This window comes from Streptomyces sp. NL15-2K (genome assembly GCF_030551255.1).
In the GTDB taxonomy this organism is placed as follows: Bacteria; Actinomycetota; Actinomycetes; order Streptomycetales; family Streptomycetaceae; genus Streptomyces.
The window spans coordinates 10,475,911-10,494,777 of record NZ_CP130630.1 but is presented as its reverse complement, the minus strand read 5'-3'; the positions used below and the strand labels follow the sequence as shown (position 1 = coordinate 10,494,777).

Annotated in this window: 19 protein-coding genes; 5 read left to right on the top strand and 14 right to left on the bottom strand. The window is 71.5% G+C overall.

Going from position 1 to position 18,867, the window contains the following annotated elements; translation table 11 throughout:
* Positions 1 to 23: 23 nt before the first annotated feature.
* Positions 24 to 980 carry a YafY family protein gene (locus Q4V64_RS45860; RefSeq protein WP_124437842.1) on the bottom strand — a complete coding sequence of 319 codons (957 nt, stop codon included), beginning with the start codon at positions 978 to 980 and terminating at the stop codon, positions 24 to 26.
* Positions 981 to 1,020: 40 nt separating this feature from the next.
* Between Q4V64_RS45860 and Q4V64_RS45855 the strand changes: the two genes are divergently transcribed.
* Together Q4V64_RS45855 and Q4V64_RS45850 are read left to right on the top strand one after the other, a co-directional pair.
* Entirely contained in the window at positions 1,021 to 1,512 is a 492-nt protein-coding gene (locus tag Q4V64_RS45855) for a hypothetical protein (protein WP_124437843.1), read from the top strand.
* Entirely contained in the window at positions 1,509 to 1,979 is a 471-nt protein-coding gene (locus Q4V64_RS45850) for a hypothetical protein (protein WP_124437844.1), read from the top strand. The genes Q4V64_RS45855 and Q4V64_RS45850 overlap by 4 nt, the downstream gene beginning before the upstream one ends.
* Here Q4V64_RS45850 and Q4V64_RS45845 read toward each other — a convergent pair.
* The 3 genes from Q4V64_RS45845 to Q4V64_RS45835 all read right to left on the bottom strand — a co-directional run bounded on the left by Q4V64_RS45845 (position 1,957) and on the right by Q4V64_RS45835 (position 4,211).
* Entirely contained in the window at positions 1,957 to 2,706 is a 750-nt protein-coding gene (locus Q4V64_RS45845) for a class I SAM-dependent methyltransferase (protein WP_124437845.1), read from the bottom strand. The genes Q4V64_RS45850 and Q4V64_RS45845 overlap by 23 nt on opposite strands.
* A gap of 5 nt (positions 2,707 to 2,711) precedes the next feature.
* Positions 2,712 to 3,017 (bottom strand): 4a-hydroxytetrahydrobiopterin dehydratase, encoded by a 306-nt coding sequence (locus tag Q4V64_RS45840; RefSeq protein WP_124437846.1) that lies wholly within the window; start codon positions 3,015 to 3,017, stop codon positions 2,712 to 2,714.
* 120 nt (positions 3,018 to 3,137) lie between these two features.
* Positions 3,138 to 4,211 carry an ADP-ribosylglycohydrolase family protein gene (locus Q4V64_RS45835; protein WP_124437847.1) on the bottom strand — a complete coding sequence of 358 codons (1,074 nt, stop codon included), beginning with the start codon at positions 4,209 to 4,211 and terminating at the stop codon, positions 3,138 to 3,140.
* A 174-nt stretch (positions 4,212 to 4,385) separates the two neighbouring features.
* On the opposite strand from Q4V64_RS45835, the gene Q4V64_RS45830 reads away from it, so the two are divergent.
* On the top strand, positions 4,386 to 5,216 hold the full coding sequence (locus tag Q4V64_RS45830; RefSeq protein ID WP_124437848.1) for a helix-turn-helix transcriptional regulator: 831 nt from the start codon (positions 4,386 to 4,388) through the stop codon (positions 5,214 to 5,216).
* Here Q4V64_RS45830 and Q4V64_RS45825 read toward each other — a convergent pair.
* Positions 5,198 to 5,623 (bottom strand): hypothetical protein, encoded by a 426-nt coding sequence (locus Q4V64_RS45825; RefSeq protein ID WP_124437849.1) that lies wholly within the window; start codon positions 5,621 to 5,623, stop codon positions 5,198 to 5,200. The two genes, Q4V64_RS45830 and Q4V64_RS45825, sit on opposite strands and share 19 nt — an antisense overlap.
* A 441-nt stretch (positions 5,624 to 6,064) precedes the next feature.
* Here Q4V64_RS45825 and Q4V64_RS45820 point away from each other — a divergent pair, with 441 nt between their 5' ends.
* Both Q4V64_RS45820 and Q4V64_RS45815 read left to right on the top strand, forming a co-directional pair.
* The gene (locus Q4V64_RS45820; protein ID WP_124437850.1) at positions 6,065 to 6,928 is read left to right on the top strand and encodes a helix-turn-helix transcriptional regulator; all 864 of its coding nucleotides are present in this window, start codon (positions 6,065 to 6,067) and stop codon (positions 6,926 to 6,928) included.
* A gap of 59 nt (positions 6,929 to 6,987) precedes the next feature.
* Positions 6,988 to 7,812 carry an SAM-dependent methyltransferase gene (locus Q4V64_RS45815; protein ID WP_124437851.1) on the top strand — a complete coding sequence of 275 codons (825 nt, stop codon included), beginning with the start codon at positions 6,988 to 6,990 and terminating at the stop codon, positions 7,810 to 7,812.
* Positions 7,813 to 7,867: 55 nt separating this feature from the next.
* Here Q4V64_RS45815 and Q4V64_RS45810 read toward each other — a convergent pair whose 3' ends face one another.
* From Q4V64_RS45810 to Q4V64_RS45770, 9 genes are all read right to left on the bottom strand, one after another.
* Entirely contained in the window at positions 7,868 to 8,227 is a 360-nt protein-coding gene (locus tag Q4V64_RS45810) for a hypothetical protein (RefSeq protein ID WP_124437852.1), read from the bottom strand.
* A 135-nt stretch (positions 8,228 to 8,362) separates the two neighbouring features.
* Positions 8,363 to 10,237: a molecular chaperone DnaK gene (gene dnaK, locus Q4V64_RS45805; RefSeq protein WP_124437853.1), complete on the bottom strand. Its 1,875-nt coding sequence runs from the start codon at positions 10,235 to 10,237 to the stop codon at positions 8,363 to 8,365.
* 159 nt (positions 10,238 to 10,396) lie between these two features.
* Positions 10,397 to 11,155, bottom strand: coding sequence for a glycerophosphodiester phosphodiesterase family protein (locus Q4V64_RS45800; RefSeq protein WP_124437854.1), 759 nt, complete (start codon positions 11,153 to 11,155; stop codon positions 10,397 to 10,399).
* Between the two features lie 7 nt (positions 11,156 to 11,162).
* Positions 11,163 to 12,551, bottom strand: coding sequence for a hypothetical protein (locus Q4V64_RS45795; protein ID WP_124437855.1), 1,389 nt, complete (start codon positions 12,549 to 12,551; stop codon positions 11,163 to 11,165).
* A 139-nt stretch (positions 12,552 to 12,690) separates the two neighbouring features.
* The gene (locus tag Q4V64_RS45790; protein ID WP_124437856.1) at positions 12,691 to 13,119 is read right to left on the bottom strand and encodes an OsmC family protein; all 429 of its coding nucleotides are present in this window, start codon (positions 13,117 to 13,119) and stop codon (positions 12,691 to 12,693) included.
* A gap of 62 nt (positions 13,120 to 13,181) precedes the next feature.
* Entirely contained in the window at positions 13,182 to 15,017 is a 1,836-nt protein-coding gene (locus Q4V64_RS45785; RefSeq protein WP_124437857.1) for a hypothetical protein, read from the bottom strand.
* On the bottom strand, positions 15,014 to 16,075 hold the full coding sequence (locus Q4V64_RS45780; protein WP_124437858.1) for a MoxR family ATPase: 1,062 nt from the start codon (positions 16,073 to 16,075) through the stop codon (positions 15,014 to 15,016). Before Q4V64_RS45780 ends, Q4V64_RS45785 begins: the two co-directional genes overlap by 4 nt.
* A 106-nt stretch (positions 16,076 to 16,181) precedes the next feature.
* A complete protein-coding gene (locus tag Q4V64_RS45775; RefSeq protein ID WP_124437859.1) occupies positions 16,182 to 18,257 on the bottom strand; it encodes a phage holin family protein in 2,076 nt (691 codons plus the stop codon).
* Between the two features lie 111 nt (positions 18,258 to 18,368).
* A complete protein-coding gene (locus tag Q4V64_RS45770) occupies positions 18,369 to 18,800 on the bottom strand; it encodes a hypothetical protein (protein ID WP_124437860.1) in 432 nt (143 codons plus the stop codon).
* Positions 18,801 to 18,867: the final 67 nt, after the last annotated feature.

Genomic DNA, 18,867 nt, shown 5'->3' with positions numbered 1-18,867 from the left:
GGACGGGGCGATTCCGTTCCTCCTCAGTCGCCGCCGGGCGCCTGGGGGTTGCCATATCTCTCGGCCAATTCGGCGACCGTCCGGGCGAGTCTGGCGCGCAGCTCGGGCGGGGCGAGCACCTCGATGTCGGTGCCCAGGCGCAGGAACTCGGCGTGGGCGTGGTCGACGGACTCGATGGGGACGGTGACCACGGTCCAGCCGTCGTCGTCCGTACGTCCGTCGGCCTTCGTCGGCGTCGTGAGTGTCACGCCCGGCGCCAGACGCACCACGGCCTCGCCCTGGTACAGCCGGTCATGGAAGTCGCGCTGGTACGCCGTCCAGTACGCGGCCAGGTCGAAGTCGTCGGGGCGGGTGAACTCCTCGTCGGATGTGGAGAGTTCGAGGATCTGGTCGACGCGGAAGGTGCGCGGGCCGGGGGCCGCGACGACGTACCAGCGGCCGGCTTTGAGGACCAGTCCGTATGGTTCCAGGCGGCGCTCCACGTCGGTGGGCGTACGCCAACGACGGTATACGATATGCAGGATTCGGTTGTTCCATACCGCGTCGGCGACCGTCGACAGATACGGCGTCTCGTCCACGTCCGCGTACCAGCCGGGAGCGTCGAGGTGGAAGCGCCCGCTGATCCGGTCGGCGTGGGCTCGCAGCTGCGGCGGCAGAGCGGCGCGGACCTTGAGCTGGGCGGCGGCCAGGACGGAGCCGAGACCGAGGTCGGCGGCGGGGCCGGGGACGCCGGCGAGGAAGAGGGCCTCCGCCTCGCCCGCGGTCAGGCCGGTCAAGCGGGTGCGGTATCCGTCGAGGAGACGGTATCCACCGGCGTGACCCGCGTCGCCGTACAGCGGGATACCCGCCGCGCCGAGCGCCTCCATGTCGCGGTAGACGGTGCGAACGGAGACCTCCAGTTCCTCCGCGAGTTGGGCGGCGGTCATCCGGCCGCGGGTCTGGAGCAGCAGGAGGATGGTCACCAGTCGGCTGGACTTCACTGACACAGGATGTCAGTGAAGCGGCCCTAGCGTCCCGTCCATGGCCTTGCAGAAGACATTCAGCGAGAAACTGCTGACCGTACCGCCACCGATCGAGGTGGCGGGACGGCACATCAAGCGCTACCACGTCACCGCGGACCCGGCCGGCATCGCGCCCGAGGTCCAGGAGGCGGCGTACGCGATCCTGCCCAAGCTGCTCCCGGAGCCGGATGGCACACCGCCGGCGACGTTCGTCGTACTGCACCGAGGCGGCGACGACGGCGCGTACCTCAATGCGTACAGCTGGGTGTGGGACAACGTCCTGCACTTCAAGGGCGCCGCGGCCGGCCAGTCGGCCCTCGGCTGCCCGGACGACGACCCGACGCACTTCATCACACCCGACCTGCCGTGGATCGGCTGCGTCTGGGAGCTGCCGCCGATCCTGCACGAACGCGACGCCTGGGTACGGCACATGCTCGCGCCCGACGCCCCCGCCCTCGACGCCTATGTCACCGACACCCTCCTCGAGGGCACGACTGGAGACCGTTCATGAGCACGCCGCACGACTTCGACTTTCTCCACGGCGAGTGGGACATCATCAACCGCCGCCTCCTGAACTACCTGGACCCGGACAGCGGCTGGGAGGAGTTCCCCGCCACGCACTGGTGCCGGAGCCTGCACGACGGAGCCGCGAACATCGACGAGATGAGCTGCCCCACCAAGGGCTTCAAGGGGGTGACGCTGCGGCTGTTCGACCGGGAGACGGAGGACTGGCACCTGTACTGGTCGCCGAGCCAGACGGGCACACTGTTCCCGCCGGTGATCGGCCGCTTCGGCGCGGACAGGCGCGGCGAGTTCCAGGGCGACGACACCTATCGCGGCGAGGACGTGCGGGTCCGCTATCTGTGGTCGGTGCTGTCGCAGACGGCGGCCCACTGGGAGATGGCGTTCTCGCCCGACGGCGGGCAGACCTGGGTGAGGAACTGGACCATGGACTTCACCCGGCGGCCGGCTTCCTGAAGGCCCGTAGCTTGAACTCCGGGTCCGGGCGCGGCCGGTCCTGATCGGGGAGCGTCGCCAGCCGCGCGGCGAACCGTTCGGCGCGCGGGTCGCCGGGCGGCAGCCGGGTGAACCAGCCGCGCCGCAGGTCCGCGATCGTGCTGCGGGGGCTGCGGCCCTGACCGCGACCGGGAAAACGGGCTTGCCCGGCCGGGGCCAGTCCCCGCGCGGCGGCGTACGACGTGACAGCCGCGGCGGCGTCCTGGGCGGGCCGGCGCGGGCGTGGGGCGAGCACCGCGTCGATGTCACTGCCGACGTCGTGCGCGGCGGCCTTGTCGACCGTGGTGACGTACACGCCGCCGGGCCGCAGCACCCGGGCGCACTCGGCGATGACGGCCCGGGCGTCGTCGCCCGTGTCGAGCAGGTGCAGCAGCCACACGCTGGTGACGGCGTCGAACGTCCGGTCGGGGAACGGCAGCCGACGGCTGTCCGCGAGGACGATCGCGCCGGGCAGCCGTACGGCCGCCATGCGGGCCATCCCGTACGTCAGGTCCGCGCCCGTCACCCGCAGGGCGGGCCGGGCCGCCGCGAGGCGCCGGGTCACGATGCCGGTGCCGCAGGCGACGTCGAGGAGCCGGCGGGCGGCGGCCGGGACCAGCCCGAGTACGGCGTCCGCGGCCGCGGCGGCTCTGGGCTCGCCGCCGCGGGTGACGTCGTAGGCGTCGGCTTCCTTGTCGTAGTCGAGCATGTGCGTCAGTGCGCTCCGTGGCCCGGTGCCAGGTCCTCGACCCTGCGGGCGAGCTCGAAGTCCAGCTCCGTCACGGCCCCGCCCACGCTGTGCGTGTTCACGGTCAGGGACACGGAGTTGTAGCCGAGGGTGAGGTCGGAGTGGTGGTCGAGCTCCTCCTGGACCTGGGCGATGTGAACGACCATCGCCGTGGCGGCGAAGTGGCTGCCGAGCCGGTAGGAGCGGGCGAGGCGGTCACCGTCGAGCGACCAGCCGGGCAACTCCGCGAGCCGGTCCTCGATCTCCTTCTGCGACAGCGGTTCGACGGGCATGACCTCGCTCCTCCCTGGATGCCGGGGTACCTCTTCAGCCTGCCACAAGCGTGCCGCTTCGGGCCTGGTCAGGCGGGTTTCCGGTGGTCAGCCGCGGACACGCCCGTCAGAGGCGGACCCTCAGGCCGCCAGGTCGTCGGCGAGCGCGGCGATCCGGGCCCGGCCCTCGACCCGCTCTACCCACCCGTGCGGCAGACCGACGTCGCCGTGCAGGGCGCCGAGCAGATTGCCGCAGATCGAGCCGGTGGAGTCGCTGTCGCCGGAGTGGTTGACGGACAGCAGCAGGGCTTGCTCGACGCCAGGCTCGGCGAGCGCGCAGTACACGCCGATGGCGAGGGCCTCCTCGGCGACCCAGCCGGCGCCGAGGGACTCGGCCTTCTCCGCCGTCGGGGATCCCGTCGCGGCCAGATCGACGGCCCGGCGCAGCGCGATCGAGGTCTCCTCGTGGCCGGGGTGGCGCTCCAGCACCCGCAGCGCGCGCAGCACCGAGCCCTCCAGGGAGTCCCCGGCCACGACGTTCGCCACGATCGCGGCAAGCGCGCCCGCCGCGTAGTAGCCGGTGGGGTGGCCGTGGGTGATCTGGGCGCCACGGGCGGCCATGGCGAAGGCCGCGTCGGCGGGGTTGCACAGGCCGAAGGGGGCCGAGCGCATCACCGTGCCGCAGCCCTTGGAGTCGGGGTTGACCTGCCCCGGCTTGCCGTCCAGTGCAAGCCACGGGTCGGGGGCGTACATCTGGGCGACCCCGGACAGGCAGGCGTTGCCGGGCGCGCGGCGGGAGTACAGCCAGGCCTCGGTGATCAGACCGCCCGAGGGAGCACCGTCGGCCGGCGGTGCGGCCTGGTCCGGGCCCGGCTTCGTCTGGGTCTCCAGCCACCGCTCGTACGCCTGGCGCAGCAGCAGGGCCCAGCCGCCGCCGATGCCCTTCTCCCGCTCCCGTGCGTGGGCCTGGACGAGGGCCTCGACGGTGAACAGGGTCATCTGCGTGTCGTCACTGATCCGGCCCACCACGCCCCCGCCGCCGGGCACGAACCCGGTCACCCCGCGCCCGCCGTGGGTCGCGCGGATCCGGTCCAGGGAGGAGAACTCGATGGGGTAGCCGAGGGCGTCACCGATCGCCCCGCCCAGGAGGCAGCCGCGCACTCTGGCGCGGTACACCGCCGCGGTCTCCAAGGTCGGCTTCGACGGCAGGATCATGCAGGCTCCTCGACTTCAGTCGCTTGTTGTTCGGATACGGCGGCCCGTTCCGCGTATACGGTCGTCCGCCGCCCGGATACAAGCCACCCGCTCCTCGCATACAGCCACCCGGCCATTGCATACGGTCGCCCATCCTTTGGATACTGTCGCCGTTCCTCGACTACGGTCGTCCGTATGACCATTGTCGCGTCCGGCTCCGCCGCGCCCGCCACCGCCCCCGCCGACAAGGGTGTCGGCCCGCTGCTGCGGGCCTGGCGGGAGCAACGGCGGGTCAGTCAGCTGGAGTTGGCGCTGCGGGCGGATTCCTCGGCCCGGCACATCAGCTTCATCGAGACGGGCCGTTCCCGGCCGAGCGAGGAGATGGTGCTGCGGCTGGCCGAGCACCTCGACGTCCCGGTCCGCGAGCGCAACGCGCTGCTGCTCGCGGCCGGTTACGCGCCCCGCTACCCGGAGACGCCCCTGGACGACCCGGCGCTGGACGCCCTGCGCGAGGGCATCGAGCGTCTGATCCAGGGATACGAGCCCTATCCGGCGCTCGTGGTCGACGCGATGTACAACGTCATCGCGGCGAACCGGGGCATCCTGATGCTGCTCGACGACATCCCGGAGGCGCTGCTCACGCCCCCGCTCAACGCGATGCGGCTGACCCTCCACCCGGAGGGCCTCGCGCCGCGCATCCGCAATCTCCGTGAGTGGCGCGGACATCTGCTCGCCCAGATGGAACGGCAGATCGCCCTGCGCCGCTCCGAGCCGCTGCGCGCTCTGTACGAGGAAGTGGCGGCGTACCCGGTTCCGGAGGCGGACTACGAAGGCCAACCGGCCCAGTCCGTCCCGTACTTCGCGCTGCCGATGCGGATCGAGCACGAGGGCCGGACGCTGTCCTTCATCTCCTCCATCTCCACCTTCAACACACCCATGGACGTGACCGTCGCCGAGCTTGCCATCGAGACGCTGCTCCCGGCCGACCCCGCGACGGTCAAGTACCTTCATTCGCTGCTGCCCTGACGCGTCCTCAGAGCGATGTACTGCACCAGGGCGAACCCGGCCACCGTGAGCGCCTGCAGCACCGTCCACACGGCGCCCGCCGCGGTCGGCGACAGCCACAGCGCCAGAGCGACGAAACTGAGCGCCGCCCAGGCGAGGTTGGCCTCGACCACGGCTCGGACCGGCAGCGCGGCCGGCCGGGGGCGGGCGGCGAGCAGGCCGACCGCCGCCGCGTACACCGCGAGGAACGCCCCGAGGGCGAGCAGCAGCCCGGAATCGGCCCCGAGGAAGCGGCCGAGCGGGCCGGAGGCGGCGAGGTAGGCGAGGCCGTTCACGCCCGTCACCACCGCGTCCAGGGCGAGGAAGCGCCGCAGCATGGTGTGCGGGTCGGAGGTCCGGGCGAGTGCGGCGAGCTGGGTCGCGGACATGACGAATCATCCTCCGTCGAGGTCGGATTGCGACAGCTGGATCCCAGATCCGGGATATGGCATCCCGGATCCCGTGTCGCGGATCTCGGATCCCGTGTTGGAGATCTCGGATCCCGTGTCGCGGATCTCGGATCCCGTGTTGGAGATCTCGGATCCCGTGTTGCGGATCTCGGATCCCGTGTTGGAGATCTCGGATCCCGTGTTGCGGATCTCGGATCCCGTGTTGGAGATCTCGGATCCCGGATCCCGGGCCGGAGTGCGCCGGCCCGGAACCCGGTGCCACCACCATCCCGCCCTACGCCACCCCCGTCGATTACCCCTGGGGTAATGACCCACCGTCACCCCTGTGAGGCCGGTGTGAGAACCGGTGCGAGACCAGTGAGACTCGGAGCGGAACATGACACACTGCACGCAAGCTTCGACGCGTAGGGGAGGCGTGGCGTGAGTGAGCGGCGTCCTGCGCCCACCGTGGGCCAGGTGGTGCTCGGCAAGCGCCTGCAGGAACTGCGGGAGGCGGCCGGCCTCAAACGCGAGGAGGCCGCGCAGGTGCTGCGGGTGGCCCCGGCGACCGTACGGCGGATGGAGATGGCCGAGGTCGCGCTGAAGATTCCGTATGTGCAGGTGCTGCTGGAGACGTACGGTGTCGGCGCGGACGAGACGGCCGCGTTCGTCGCGCTGGCCGAGGAGGCGAACCAGCCGGGCTGGTGGCAGCGGTTCCACGACGTGCTGCCGGACTGGTTCAGCCTGTATGTGAGTCTTGAGGGCGCCGCCCGGATCATCCGGTCGTACGAACCGCACTTCGTGCCCGGGCTGCTGCAGACCGAGGCGTACGCGCGTGCCGTCATGGAGGCGGGGACGATCGGGCAGTCGGGGCCGGGGTCGATCGAGCGGCATGTGTCCCTGCGCATGGCCCGGCAGCAGCTGTTGGAGCGTGCGGACCCGCCCCACCTGTGGGTGATCATGGACGAGACGGTGCTGCGGCGTCCGGTGAGCATCGACGGCGCGGTCATGCGCGACCAGCTGGACAAGCTCCTGGAGCTCACCGAGCGGGACGGGGTCACACTCCAGGTCGCCGAGTTCTCGCAGGGCCCGCATCCGGGGACGTACGCGCCGTTCTCGCTGTTCCGGTTCGCGGAGCCGGAGCTGCCCGATTTGGTCTTCACCGAGTACCTGACCGGTGCCCTTTACCTCGACTCCCGCAAGGAGGTCGCCACGCATCTGGAGGTCCTGGACCACATGTCGGCGCGCGCCGCGTCGGCCGAGCGCACCAAGCAGCTGCTGCGGGAGCGCCGCGGGGACTTCTGACCCCACCCACTTGCGACCCACGCCACTTCTTGACGAACGGATCGAGGAGAAGACACCGGATGACCGAATCCGAAGCCGCACCCCCCGCCGTCGACACCAGCCGGCCGCATCCGGCCCGGGTCTACGACTGGTGGCTGGGCGGCAAGGACAACTATCCGGTGGACGAGGCGCTGGCCCGCAGGATCCTCGCCCTGGACAGCACGGTGTTGCGCGGGGCTCGCGCCAACCGGCGTTTCATGCAACGGGCCGTGCGCGCCGCCGCCGAGGCCGGCTTGCGTCAGTTCCTGGACATCGGTACGGGCATACCCACCGAACCCAACCTCCATCAGGTCGCGCAGGGGATCGCCCCGGGGTCGAGGATCGTGTACGTGGACAACGATCCGATCGTGCTCCGGCATGCCGAGGCGCTGCTGCACAGCACCGCCGAGGGTTGCACGACCTATGTGCACGCCGATGTCCGCGCCCCTGACACCGTCCTGCGTCCGGCCTCCGGGACCCTGGACTTCACGCAGCCGGTGGCCCTGTCCCTGGTCGCGCTCACCCACTACCTGAGCGACGAGCCGGACGGCCCGGACGGCGACGACGCGTACGGCCTGCTCAAGCGGTACGTCTCCGAGCTCGCCCCCGGCAGCTGTCTGATCCTGTCGCAGGTCACCCCCGATCTGAGCCCCGAGGCCGTCGAGAGGGCCGCCGACCAGTTCCGGCAGAGCGGTACCCCGTTCTTCCCCCGTTCGCTCGCCGAGTTCTCCCGTTTCTTCGACGGCCTGGAGCTCCTCGGGCCGGGCCTGATCCCGGTCTCCGGGTGGCGGCCGGAGCCCGAGGACGTGGCGGCGCAGGCGGAGGGCATCGTGCCCGTGTACGCGGGGGTCGCCCGCAAGCCCTGACCCGTTACAGGTACGTGCCGGCGCCCGGCGACGTCACGCCGCGCTATTCGTGACCTCAGCTGTCCTGGAAGCCCTCCGAGCCGGCGCCACCGCCCTGCGAGCCATCCGTGCCGGCGCCACCGCCCTGCGAGCCCTCCGAGCCGGCGCCACCCTCCTGGAAGCCCTCCGTGCCGGCGCTACTGTCGTGGGAGCCCTCCGTGCCGGCACCACCCTCCTGGAAGCCGCCCGTGCCGCTCTCGTCCTGGCCCTGCGTGCTGCTTTCGTAGTTGCCGCTCGTGCTGCTGTCGTGCTGCCCGGGCGGAGCCGCGACAGCGTGCAGGCTGCCCTGCGCCGCCACCGCCGCAGCGCCCGCCAGGAGCGCTCCCGCCGCGAGAGCCGCCGCACGCACGCCCCACGTCGTCCTGTTCATGCTCATGTAGTACTCCCTCTGGTGAGGTCGGTTCCGCTGACTCCAGCACGTTTAGCCTCACCAGAGGCCCGTACATGCCTAATCCTTCCACCTTCACCCGAACGGCATATATGAGGACAAACAGTCCGAGAAATTCCGATTTCAGGCGGCGCCGCCCTTCGTGTCCTTCTCGTCGTCGACGATCTCCGCGTCCACGACGCCCTCCTCGTCCGAGGTGCCCCGCTGGTCGGACGCGCCCTGCGCGTCGGTCGCGCCGCCGGAGTCGGAGGCGGAGGCGTACATCGCCTGGCCCATCTTCTGGCTGACGGTGGCGAGCTTCTCGACGCCGGTGCGCAGAGCGCTCGTCTCGGCGTTCTGGTCCAGGAGCTGCTTCAGTTCCGTGGCCGCGGACTCCACTTCCGCCTTGGTGTCCGCGGGGATCTTGTCGCCGTTGTCGCGGATGAACTTCTCGGTCTGGTAGACGAGTTGCTCGGCCTGGTTGCGGGTCTCGGCCGCCTCCCGGCGTTTGCGGTCCTCCTCGGCGTACTGCTCGGCCTCCCGCATCATGCGGTCGATGTCCTCCTTGGGGAGGGCGGAGCCGCCGGTCACGGTCATCTTCTGCTCGCGCCCCGTTGCCAGGTCCTTCGCGGAGACGTGCATGATGCCGTTGGCGTCGATGTCGAAGGCCACCTCGATCTGTGGCACTCCCCGAGGGGCGGGCGGCAGGCCGGTGAGGTCGAAGACGCCGAGCTTCTTGTTGTAGGCCGCGATCTCGCGTTCGCCCTGGTAGACCTGGATGCCGACCGAGGGCTGGTTGTCGGTGGCGGTGCTGAAGATCTCCGAACGGCGGGTGGGGATCGTGGTGTTGCGTTCGATGAGCTTGGTCATGATGCCGCCCTTGGTCTCGATGCCCAGGGACAGCGGGGTGACGTCGAGCAGCAGGACGTCCTTGACGTCGCCGCGGATGACGCCCGCCTGGAGGGCCGCGCCGACGGCCACGACCTCGTCGGGGTTGACGCCCTTGTGCGGGTCCTTGCCGGTGAGTTCCTTGACCAGGTCGGTGACGGCGGGCATCCGGGTGGAGCCGCCGACGAGGATGACGTGGTCGATCACGGAGAGCTTGATGCCGGCGTCTTTGACCGCTTGGTGGAAGGGGGTCTTGCAGCGGTCGAGGAGGTCGGCGGTGAGCTCCTGGAACTGGGCGCGGGTCAGCTTCTCGTCGAGGTGCAGGGGGCCTTCGGCGGAGGCGGTGATGTAAGGGAGGTTGATCGTCGTCTCCGACGAGCTGGACAGCTCGATCTTGGCCTTCTCGGCGCCCTCGCGCAGCCGCTGCACGGCCATCTTGTCGTTGCCCAGGTCGATGCCGTACTGGCCCTTGAACTTCCTGATCAGATGCTCGACGATCCGCTGGTCCCAGTCGTCGCCGCCGAGGTGGGTGTCGCCGTTGGTGGCCTTGACCTCGATGACCCCGTCGCCGATCTCCAGCAGCGACACGTCGAAGGTGCCGCCGCCGAGGTCGAAGACGAGGACCGTCTGCTCCTCGCCGCGGTCGAGGCCGTAGGCGAGGGCGGCGGCGGTCGGCTCGTTGATGATCCTGAGGACCTTCAGGCCGGCGATCTCACCGGCCTCCTTCGTCGCCTGCCGCTGGGCGTCGTCGAAGTAGGCGGGGACGGTGATCACGGCGTCCGTGATGTCCTCGCCGAGATAGGACTCCGCGTCCCGCTTGAGCTTCTGCAGCACCCGCGCGGACAACTCCTGCGCCCGGTAGCGGGTACCGTCGATCGAACCTTGTTCGGGGAAGCGCCAGTTCCCGTCGCCCATGTGTCGCTTCATGGAGCGGGCGGTGCGCTCGACGTTCGTCACGGCCTGCCGTTTGGCGACCTCGCCGACGAGCACCTCGCCGTTCTTGGCGAAGGCCACGACCGACGGTGTGGTTCTGGCCCCCTCCGCGTTCGCGACGACGGTGGGTTCGCCGCCCTCGAGGACGGCCACCACCGAGTTCGTGGTGCCCAGATCGATTCCGACCGCACGTCCCATCGCTGTCCCCTTCCGCCGGGAAGCCTCCCGCACTCCAGCACAAAACTTGAGTGGCCTCTTGTCAAGAGGGTTGCCGACAGGTGGCTCTTCCTCAGGGCCCTTCTCGGTCGCCCTTCTCAGTGGCCCTTCTCAGTCGTCTTCCTCAGTGGCCGACGCTCGTCATGGAGCCGGGTACCCCAGGGGGCGCTCGTCGTGCCGCCCGCCGCGCAGGGCGACGGCCCGCCGGGGGAGGTCGGTGATCAGCACGTCCACCCGGGGGTCGGCGAGGAACGCCCGCATCGGGAGGTCGTCGTTGACCGTCCACACCATGGTGAACAGGCCGTGCCGGGCCGCCTCGCGCAGCACGCCCGCGCGGGCCAGCCGCTGGTGGACGGCGACCCCGCTCGCACCGCAGGCGCGCACCCGCCGCATGGGCATCAGCTCGCTCAGCCGGGTGCCGGCCAGGCGTGCCGAGCCGATCTCCCTGCGGTCGCGGCCCAGGGACAGGGCGGTGCGGACGGCCGGGTACGCCTGGGTGATCGCGGCGACGGAACGGTCCTCCAGGGTCGTGGCGACGAAACCGTCCGCGCCGAGCAGGGTGACCGCCCGGTCGATCACGTCGCGCTCGTAGCCCACTTCCTTCAGGTCCAGGTGCCCCACGAGCTTCCCGGCGATCAGGGCCATGACGTCGTCGACGACGGGTACGGCGTATCCGGCGCGCTCGCTCAGCTCGGCGTGGGTGATCCGGGACAGCGGCGGGCCGGTGTGCGCCACCCGGGGGTCGTGGTAGACGACGAGGACACCGTCGGCGGTGCGCCGGATGTCGAACTCGACGTACTCCGCGCCGGACAGGATCGCGTCCTCGTACGCCTCCCAGGTGGCGGAGCCGGCTCGTTCGGATCCTCCCCGGTGGGCGGAGACGGCGGGTCGTCGCGGCATCGGCGGGTCACCTCCCGGAGGGGGCTCGGGGCGCGGGCACCGGCAAGGGGCGGCCGTCGGGCTGCGACAGGAGGCTGCCGGAGCGTCTGCTGACCCGTCTGAGCAGGACGTATCCGATCACGGCGAGGATCACGAAGGGAAGCCAGGCCAGCGCGTACGCCGTGCCGTACACCCGCAGGTCGAGGATGGAACGGTCGGGGTGGACGTTCGTGCTGTTGGTCCCGAAGAACGCCAGCAGCAGGGTGGGCGGCAGGGCGATCAGGGTGGCGGCGGCGACGAGGGCGGAGACGATGCGGTCGCGGCGGTCGCCGCGTTCGGCGAGCTCGGCGTCCAGGGCGGCGGAGCGGGCGTTGATCACGGAGGTCAGCCGCTCGACCATGCGGGCGGAGTTCTCCAGGCTGTCGCGGATGCCGAGGGCGTCGCCCAGCGAGGACTGGAAACGCTCCATGAGCATCTCCGGGATCAGCAGGCTGTCCACGTAGGCCTCGACGCCGAAGGCCAGGTCCAGCTGGAGTTCGTTCACGCCGGCGGAGAGCCGGGAGATGAGGGAGCGGATCTCGTACGGGGAGTCCGTCGTGGCCCGTTCGTTGGCCCGCATCGTCTCGAAGGCGGCCAGTCGGGTGCGCTGCAGAACGGCGAGGGCGGAGATCATGCCGACGGCGACCAGGGCGAGGCCGTTCTCCACGTGCGGGGCCCAGCCGGCCTGGACGGAGACACCGCGGCCGTGGGCGGAGAGGGTGAGGCCGTGGTTCGTGAGGTTGGGCGGCATGGCGTCGTCGAGGTCCGCGGTGTCGCTCACCGGCATCCGGCCGCGGTAGACGATCTCGTTCAGCAGGGCGGGTCTGCGGGCCGCGTCGTCGACGCCGGTGCTCAGCAGGTCGCGCAGCAACTGTCCGCCGGGGAAGACGAGTTGGTGCACGTTCTGGCCGAAGGTGAGAGGCGCCGGCCGGGCGAGCCGTTCGTTCAGCACGTCCAGCATGGGCCGGCCGCGGAGTGTGATCCGCCTGCGGTCGAAGCAGGTGTCCGCCAGCCAGGAGGCGAGGGCGTCGGGTGCGGTCCGGTCCGCGAACGAGCAGTCGACGAGGAGCGTCACGTCGCCGCGCGGGGTGGCGAGGACCATCACCTCGGCCGAGGCGATTGCCAGACCGTGGTCGCCGTGCGGGAGCTCGATCTCCTCGGGTGTCACGCGCTCGGCCAGGACCGGCACGGGGAGCACCGCTTCGCCCGACCTCAGGTGCGGTTCGAAGCGGCCGAAGTCGAGCCGGTCGACGAGACCGCCCAGTGGGGAGCTCTCCGGGCGCAGTCGCCCGTCGAGGCTGAACAGCAGGAGTACGCGGGTGAGTTCGCGAGTGGCGGAGTCAAGCACCGTCGCGCCACCGGCCGTTCCCGTCACCATCGAAGTCCTTCCGACGCCGTCCTGTTCCTACCCTGCCCCACGGCCCTGAACCGACGTCGCGCAGGCCACCCGACCACGGCGGCCTGCGCGATGTCTTGTCCGAAGATGTCCTGTCAGGTTCCGAAGATGTCCTGTCAGGTCAGGCGAGCTTCGCCGACAGCGTGATCGGTACGGCCTTCAGCGCCTGGCTGACCGGGCAGTTGACCTTGGCCTCCTCGGCGGCGGCGACGAAGCCGTCCTCGTCGAGGCCGGGCACCGTGCCCTCCACGGTGAGGTGGATGCCGGTGATGCCCTCACCGGGCTGGAAGGTGACGTCGGCGGAGGCGACGAGCTTGGTGGGCGGAGTGCCGGCGCCGGCGAGGGCGTGCGAGAACGCCATCGAGAAGCAGCTGGAGTGGGCGGCCGCGATCAGCTCCTCGGGGCTGGTCTTGCCGCTCGGCTCCTGGCTGCGGGCAGCCCACGTCACCGGCTGCTGGTCGATGGCGCCGGAGGAGTCGAAGGTGACGACACCGTTGCCCTCGAGCAGGTTGCCTTCCCAGACGGTGTGTGCGGAGCGCGTGGTAGCCACGGTCTTTCCTTTCGTAATGATCCCGGTTCCGGGTTACGGACCCCATCCGATCACACTCCGGCTCAACTCACCCGGAAGACCGGACCGCGGGCGGTGAACGGCAGCCGCGCTCCCTGCGGGATCAGATAGGCGTGCTCGCGCCGTACCCGCAGTACGTCGCACCAGCCGTCGGTGATGACGAGGACCGGTGCGCCGGGCGGGAAGTCGTCCGCGCGGTGCAGCAGGTCGATGCCGGGCTGGAGCACGGTGCCGCCGCGGCCGTGCACCCGTACCCGGCCGGCGATCTCCGTGACCGGCAGATACCCGGCGTCGTGCGGGGCGGCGTCGCAGAAGACGACCCGTGCGGCCGGTACGTCGCGGGCCTCGGCGTAGGAGGCGATCGCGCCCAGTGCCTTGCCGAGCAGGACCCGGTCCATGGAGCCGGAGGTGTCGAGGACCACGCCGAAGGTGCAGCGGGCGATCTCCTCGGGCGGGAAGTACCGGCCCGCGCGCGGGATGTCGGGCGTGGCCGCCTGGCGGCGCGAGGGACGCGCGTACGACCGTACGGGCTCGGGGCGGGGCACGAACTCGTCGAACCAGCGGGCGAGTCGGGCGTCCCAGGGCAGCGGCGGATGACTCAGCGCGCGGATCTCCTGGACCAGTCCGCCGGGCAGGAAGCCGCGTGCCTGCCGCTGGTGCAGGTCGAGGCCCTGGGCGAGGCCCCGGCGGTAGAACTCGTCGAGGTCGACGTAGTCGCGGGGCGAGCCGAGCGGGCCGCCGAGGATGTCCCCGCGGCCCTTGCCGCACAGGGTGGCCAGGCGGCGCATCCGTCGCGGATCGCCGGCGATCCGGTCGTACACCTCCTCCGCGGACAGGCCGGTCAGGTCCGGGTCGTGCAGCAGGCCCTCGGGCATCGTGCCGACCTGCATCTCGCTGAGCCAGCCGTTGATGACGTAGTCGCAGGCGATGTTGAACAGGTACGGGTCGCGGGTGCCGCAGCGGTCGCCGTGGCGCAGGGCGGCGTGCAGCATCTCGTGGGCGAGGATGAACCGCCATTCCTCGTCCTCGAACCGCTGGAGGGGGTTGATGTAGATCTCCGCCGCCTGGGCGTTCACCGCGGCGACCCAGATGCCGTGGGCGCGGGCGAGTTCGGCGTCGGCGACCAGCTTGATGCCGGCCGCGATGCCGCCGAGCAGCGGATACGAGGAGATGAACCAGCTCAGGGCCTCCTCCCAGGGGCGGCGGTCGGCGGCCTCGCCGTCGAGACGGTCGCGGCGGCCGCCCGCCATGTCCATCGCGGCGGAGACGGTCCGGGTCAGGGCGGTGGCGAACGCCAGCTGCCAGTCGGGGATCTGCCGGCCGTACCAGACCCATGGCAGGAGTATCTGGTCGGGCTCCGGGCCCGCTGTGCCGCAGCGCTCGTAGGCGGCCGGGAGCCCGTCGCGTCGCCAGCGCGCGGCGAGCTGCTCCTCGTCGCCGTCGGGGTACGACAGCGGCAGCCGGTCCGGGGCGCGGCCGACCGGGAAGGTCAGCAGGAAGCGGTTGACGACGGTGCAGCGCGCGGCGAGCTCGTACCGGTCGGGCTGGACACGGTCGCCCTTGGCCGCCGGGACGTGCCCGAAGCCGAGGTGCAGGGCGGCGTGGGCGAGCGACCAGGCCCAGGCGGCGGGGTCGGCGGTGGGGGTGCCCCCGCGCGAGCCTGTTCGAGCGTGGGGGAGGTCGGGATGGGCGTGCAGCGTGCCGTCGGAGTCGACGCGGACGAGGCCGTCGCGGGGAGCCAGGGCGCAGTTCTCCTCACGGCAGACCGTGAAGTCGACGGCGGCCAGCGCCGGGTTGGCGCGCACGAGCCGCAGCCCCTCGGCGAAGGCCTCCCCCGCCAGGTCCCGTTTCTTCTGCCCCTTCGACCGCGTGCGGCTCATCGCCGCGCCTCCACCAGCCGCGGCATGTCCCGCGCCGCCTCCACCAGGAACCAGGCGGGCAGCACCGGATTGCCGTCGGTGTCGGAGGCGATGACGCTCTGGGCGACCTCGACGGAGATCTCGGCGAGCTGCACGAGCAGCGACTTGGCGCGGTACGCGGCCTGGCGGCCGTTCGCCGACATGTGGTCCTTGCTCGCGGGCAGTTCCTTGATGAGGCGGCCGCGGAAGGACTCGGCGAGGTAGTAGAGCAGGTCGCGGTCCTGGAGGCGGTTCGGCCAGCGGGCGTCGCCCTTGAGGATCGCCTCGATGCCGTACCGGCTGCGGACGATCTTGACGTAGCCGCAGAACGCGGTCGCGTGCGCGGGCGTCAGCGTGCCGTGCGCCAGGACCTTCAGGGTCTCCTCGTCGAGGTCCTGGCCGAAGGAGTGCAGGGCGTCGGAGAGCATGTGCCAGGAGCGGGGCGTGGAGAACGGCTCCTCGGTCTTGGGCGGCTTGGACCACAGGTGGTCGGGCCGGTCGGTGAGGTGGTCGACGATCCAGGGGTGGATGCCGTTGCCCGCGGCCCAGACGAGCCAGTCCTTGGCGGAGGCCTCCAGGTGCACGTGGGTGAGCCGGTTGACGAGGGCGGAGGCGATGGGGCGGGCGAGGGCGTTGTCGGTGGCGCGGTTGCCGGCGCCGATCACGATGGAGCCCGCGGGGAGTTCGTAGTTTCCGATACGGCGGTCCAGGATCAGCGAGTAGAACGCCTTCTGCACGTCCGGTGTGGCCGCGTTCAGCTCGTCCAGGAACAGGCAGTACGGCTCGTCGCGGGCGATCGTCTCCGGCGGGCAGAACACCGAGCGTCCGTCGCGGATCTGGGGCACGCCGATGAGGTCCTCGGGGGCGAGCTGGGTGCCCAGCAGGCTCACGCACTCCAGCCCGAGCGACGCGGCGAACTCCCGTACCAGGGAGGACTTGCCGATGCCGGGGGCGCCCCAGACGAAGACCGGCCGCACGGTGGCGAGGCCGAGCAGCAGTTCGGGGATACGGGCGGGCGTGACGGTGACGGCTGCCTGCACGCAGCAACTCCTGGGGGTGTTCGAGAAGGGCTCGCTGGTGCGCGAGGTCCGATACGAACAGTCTGGGCGCGGCGATCGACGGGCGCAGCCGATTTTCCACCTGGGTTCAGGCGGCGCGTCGCTCCTGGCGTGCCGGCAGCGGGACTTGCGGGCCGTCCGACTCGCGCAGCCAGCGGTGCAGCACGCGGTGTATGTGCTCGGCGCCGGCTAGTTCCTCGCCGTCCTCGACGGGTGCGGAGAAGGCGAGCGGCGACAGCAGGAACGGCTTGGCCTGGGCGCCGCCGAGGCCGCCGTGCGAGCCGATCTGCTCCTCGAAGGCGAGGACCTCGCCCTCGGCGGGGTCGTACCAGGAGTTGACCATGATGTCGGCGGTGTGCGGGAACGAGTGCGTGCGGCGGACGACGTCGGCGGCGCCGGGCCCGAAGTCGGCGAGCGGGCCGGGGTTGTCGTCGAGCTCGTCCAGCGGTATTTCCGTGCCGAACGGGCCGAGGACGACCCCGCCGTGCTCCTCGCTGCGCACGAGCAGGAAGCCGATGCCGGGGTGGTTGGCGAGGGTCGTCAGCAGGGCGGGGTGGCGGGCGTCCAGCTCCTCCTTGCTCATGCGGTGCGGGACGTCCGGGAAGGAGACCAGGCCGAGGTTGCCGGAGGCCAGCACGATCGGTTCCGAGCGGCGGTGCGAGGGCCGGTGCTGCTCGCCGCCCTCCTCGACGGGCCGGCGCAGCGCGGCGCGGACGGCGGCGCGGGCCTCGGCGCCGCTGTGGGTGCGCTCGGCCTTGCGCGGTACGGGCAGCCCGCAGCCGGCCCGGACCAGGTCGCCGAGGGTGAGGCCGTAGCGGGTGCGGAAGGTCTCGCCGGGGCTCTGGCCGTGGTCGGACAGCACGACGATGCGGTACGGGCGCGGGGCGTGCTCGGCGACGTTCTCGATGAGCGCGAGCGCCCGGTCGAGGCGTTCGAGGACCTTCTCGGCGTCGCGGCTGAACGGCCCGGAGTGGTGCGCCACTTCGTCGTACGCCACGAGGTCGGCGTAGACGGAGGTGCGGCAGGCGAGCATGTCGCCCATGACCGCGGCGACCACGACGTCGCGTTCGACGACGGTGGCGAAGGCGCGGATGAAGGGGTAGAGGCCGCCGCGGGAGACCCGGGGGCGGACCTTGCGCACGCGGTTCCGGGTGGACTGGCCTATCTCGCGGCCGGCGTCGGCGACGAAGGACAGGGCGGTGCGCACCGCGTTGGCCGGGTCGGAGAAGTAGGCGAAGTAGCCCGCTCTGGAGCGGTTCTCGCGACTGCGGCGGCCGGCGACGGACAGGACGAGGGCCTGTTCGTCGGCGCCGCCGGAGAAGAGGTTGCCGCGGCTGGCGCCGTCGGCGCTGAGCAGTCCGCCGTCGCCGGTGGCCGCGACCGCACGGCGCTGGAGTTCGGCGGCGCTGGTCGGGCGGTTGCAGACCATGACTTCGCGGCGGTCCTTCTCGTACCAGCGGAAGGCCGGGATGTCGTGGTTGCTGCCGTGCAGGATGCCGAGCTGGCTGGCGCCGGTCTGGCTGGACCAGTCGGTGCGCCACGGGGTGAGCCGGTGGGTGGGGCGGCGTCCGTCGCCGCCGTCGAGCCAGCGGGCGACGGTGGGCATCAGACCCTGGCCGACCGCGGTGAGCAGGACGTCGTGGCCGACGCCGTCGAGTTGCAGGAAGACGGTGCCGGGGCTGGTCGGGCCGGGCGGCAGGGTTCTGCGGCGGCGGTCGGCGAGGCGGTACAGGCGGCGCCGGTAGGCGTCGTCGTCGCGGACGGCCAGGGCGGCGCCGGTGGCGGAGGCGACGGCGGACATGACGGCGGCGACGATGACGGCCGTCTCGGGGGCGGCCTCGCTGTCGCCGGAGGGGACGATGCGCAGGGCGAGGATCAGCAGCGAGCCGTTGAGGAAGAAGACCAGCAGGCCGAGCACGAGCGCGGGCACCAGCAGCAGGAGCCGTACGAGAAGGGGCCACACGAGGGCCGACAGCAGGCCGAAGGCGCCGGCGCCGAGGGCCGCGGTGGCGGCGATCCGGGTGGCGCTGTCGCCGTCGGCGGACTGGAGCCGGAAGTCCGGCAGGATGCCGGCCAGCACGAGCATCGTCAGGGTGGACACGGCCCACACCGCGACGCTCCGCCCGACCTGACTGGCGACCCGCCGCCAACGCCCTCCACGCACGCCCCGTACACCTCACGTCCGGGCCCGTCGTCGATGCGGGCCTTCAGCCAAGACTGTCATACGGCACTGACAGAGCCGCCACCTCGCCGCCCCGCCCCCTGGTCGGGCCCGCTACCGCCCGTCGTAGCCGGCCGTCGGCATCGACAGCCGGCGGTGCACCCGGGCCTTCATCTGGGCGTCGTACGACGGTTCCGCCCGGTCGACCGTCTCCACGCGCACCCCGCGCCGCGCGCACTCGGCGGTGAACTCGTCGACCGACGACAGCGCGCTGCTGAGCACGCGCAGGCTCGGTGCGACGAACAGGTCGCGGCCGGGTCCGACGCCCTCCCACAGGACGCAGTGGTCGTACCGCAGTCCGCGCACGAGGAGTTCGCGGGTGACGACGTAGCCCCGCTCGGCGGCCCAGCGGGCGCACATGGCGTGCTGGCTGCGGGAGTCCACCAGGAAGGGGTCGTCGTCGAGTTCCTCCAGCGGCGTCAGACTGGCGATCGCCGTGACACGCAGCGGCGAGGACGTGCCGTGGGCACCGCGAACCTCTCCCATGAAGTCCCCCTCACCTCCGGGTTTCGCCGCCGACCCTACTCCTGCCCGTAGGCTTCGGGGAGTCGCG

Bases quoted from the DNA above. Each gene is read 5' to 3' on its own strand.
- Q4V64_RS45795 (WP_124437855.1), bottom strand. From the start codon at position 12,551: ATGGTGACGGGAACGGCCGGTGGCGCGACGGTGCTTGACTCCGCCACT.
- Q4V64_RS45835 (WP_124437847.1), bottom strand. From the start codon at position 4,211: ATGATCCTGCCGTCGAAGCCGACCTTGGAGACCGCGGCGGTGTACCGC.
- dnaK (WP_124437853.1), bottom strand. From the start codon at position 10,237: ATGGGACGTGCGGTCGGAATCGATCTGGGCACCACGAACTCGGTGGTG.
- Q4V64_RS45810 (WP_124437852.1), bottom strand. From the start codon at position 8,227: ATGAGCATGAACAGGACGACGTGGGGCGTGCGTGCGGCGGCTCTCGCG.
- Q4V64_RS45855 (WP_124437843.1), top strand. From the start codon at position 1,021: ATGGCCTTGCAGAAGACATTCAGCGAGAAACTGCTGACCGTACCGCCA.
- Q4V64_RS45830 (WP_124437848.1), top strand. From the start codon at position 4,386: ATGACCATTGTCGCGTCCGGCTCCGCCGCGCCCGCCACCGCCCCCGCC.
- Q4V64_RS45770 (WP_124437860.1), bottom strand. From the start codon at position 18,800: ATGGGAGAGGTTCGCGGTGCCCACGGCACGTCCTCGCCGCTGCGTGTC.
- Q4V64_RS45850 (WP_124437844.1), top strand. From the start codon at position 1,509: ATGAGCACGCCGCACGACTTCGACTTTCTCCACGGCGAGTGGGACATC.
- Q4V64_RS45845 (WP_124437845.1), bottom strand. From the start codon at position 2,706: ATGCTCGACTACGACAAGGAAGCCGACGCCTACGACGTCACCCGCGGC.
- Q4V64_RS45825 (WP_124437849.1), bottom strand. From the start codon at position 5,623: ATGTCCGCGACCCAGCTCGCCGCACTCGCCCGGACCTCCGACCCGCAC.
- Q4V64_RS45815 (WP_124437851.1), top strand. From the start codon at position 6,988: ATGACCGAATCCGAAGCCGCACCCCCCGCCGTCGACACCAGCCGGCCG.
- Q4V64_RS45800 (WP_124437854.1), bottom strand. From the start codon at position 11,155: ATGCCGCGACGACCCGCCGTCTCCGCCCACCGGGGAGGATCCGAACGA.
- Q4V64_RS45785 (WP_124437857.1), bottom strand. From the start codon at position 15,017: ATGAGCCGCACGCGGTCGAAGGGGCAGAAGAAACGGGACCTGGCGGGG.
- Q4V64_RS45840 (WP_124437846.1), bottom strand. From the start codon at position 3,017: ATGCCCGTCGAACCGCTGTCGCAGAAGGAGATCGAGGACCGGCTCGCG.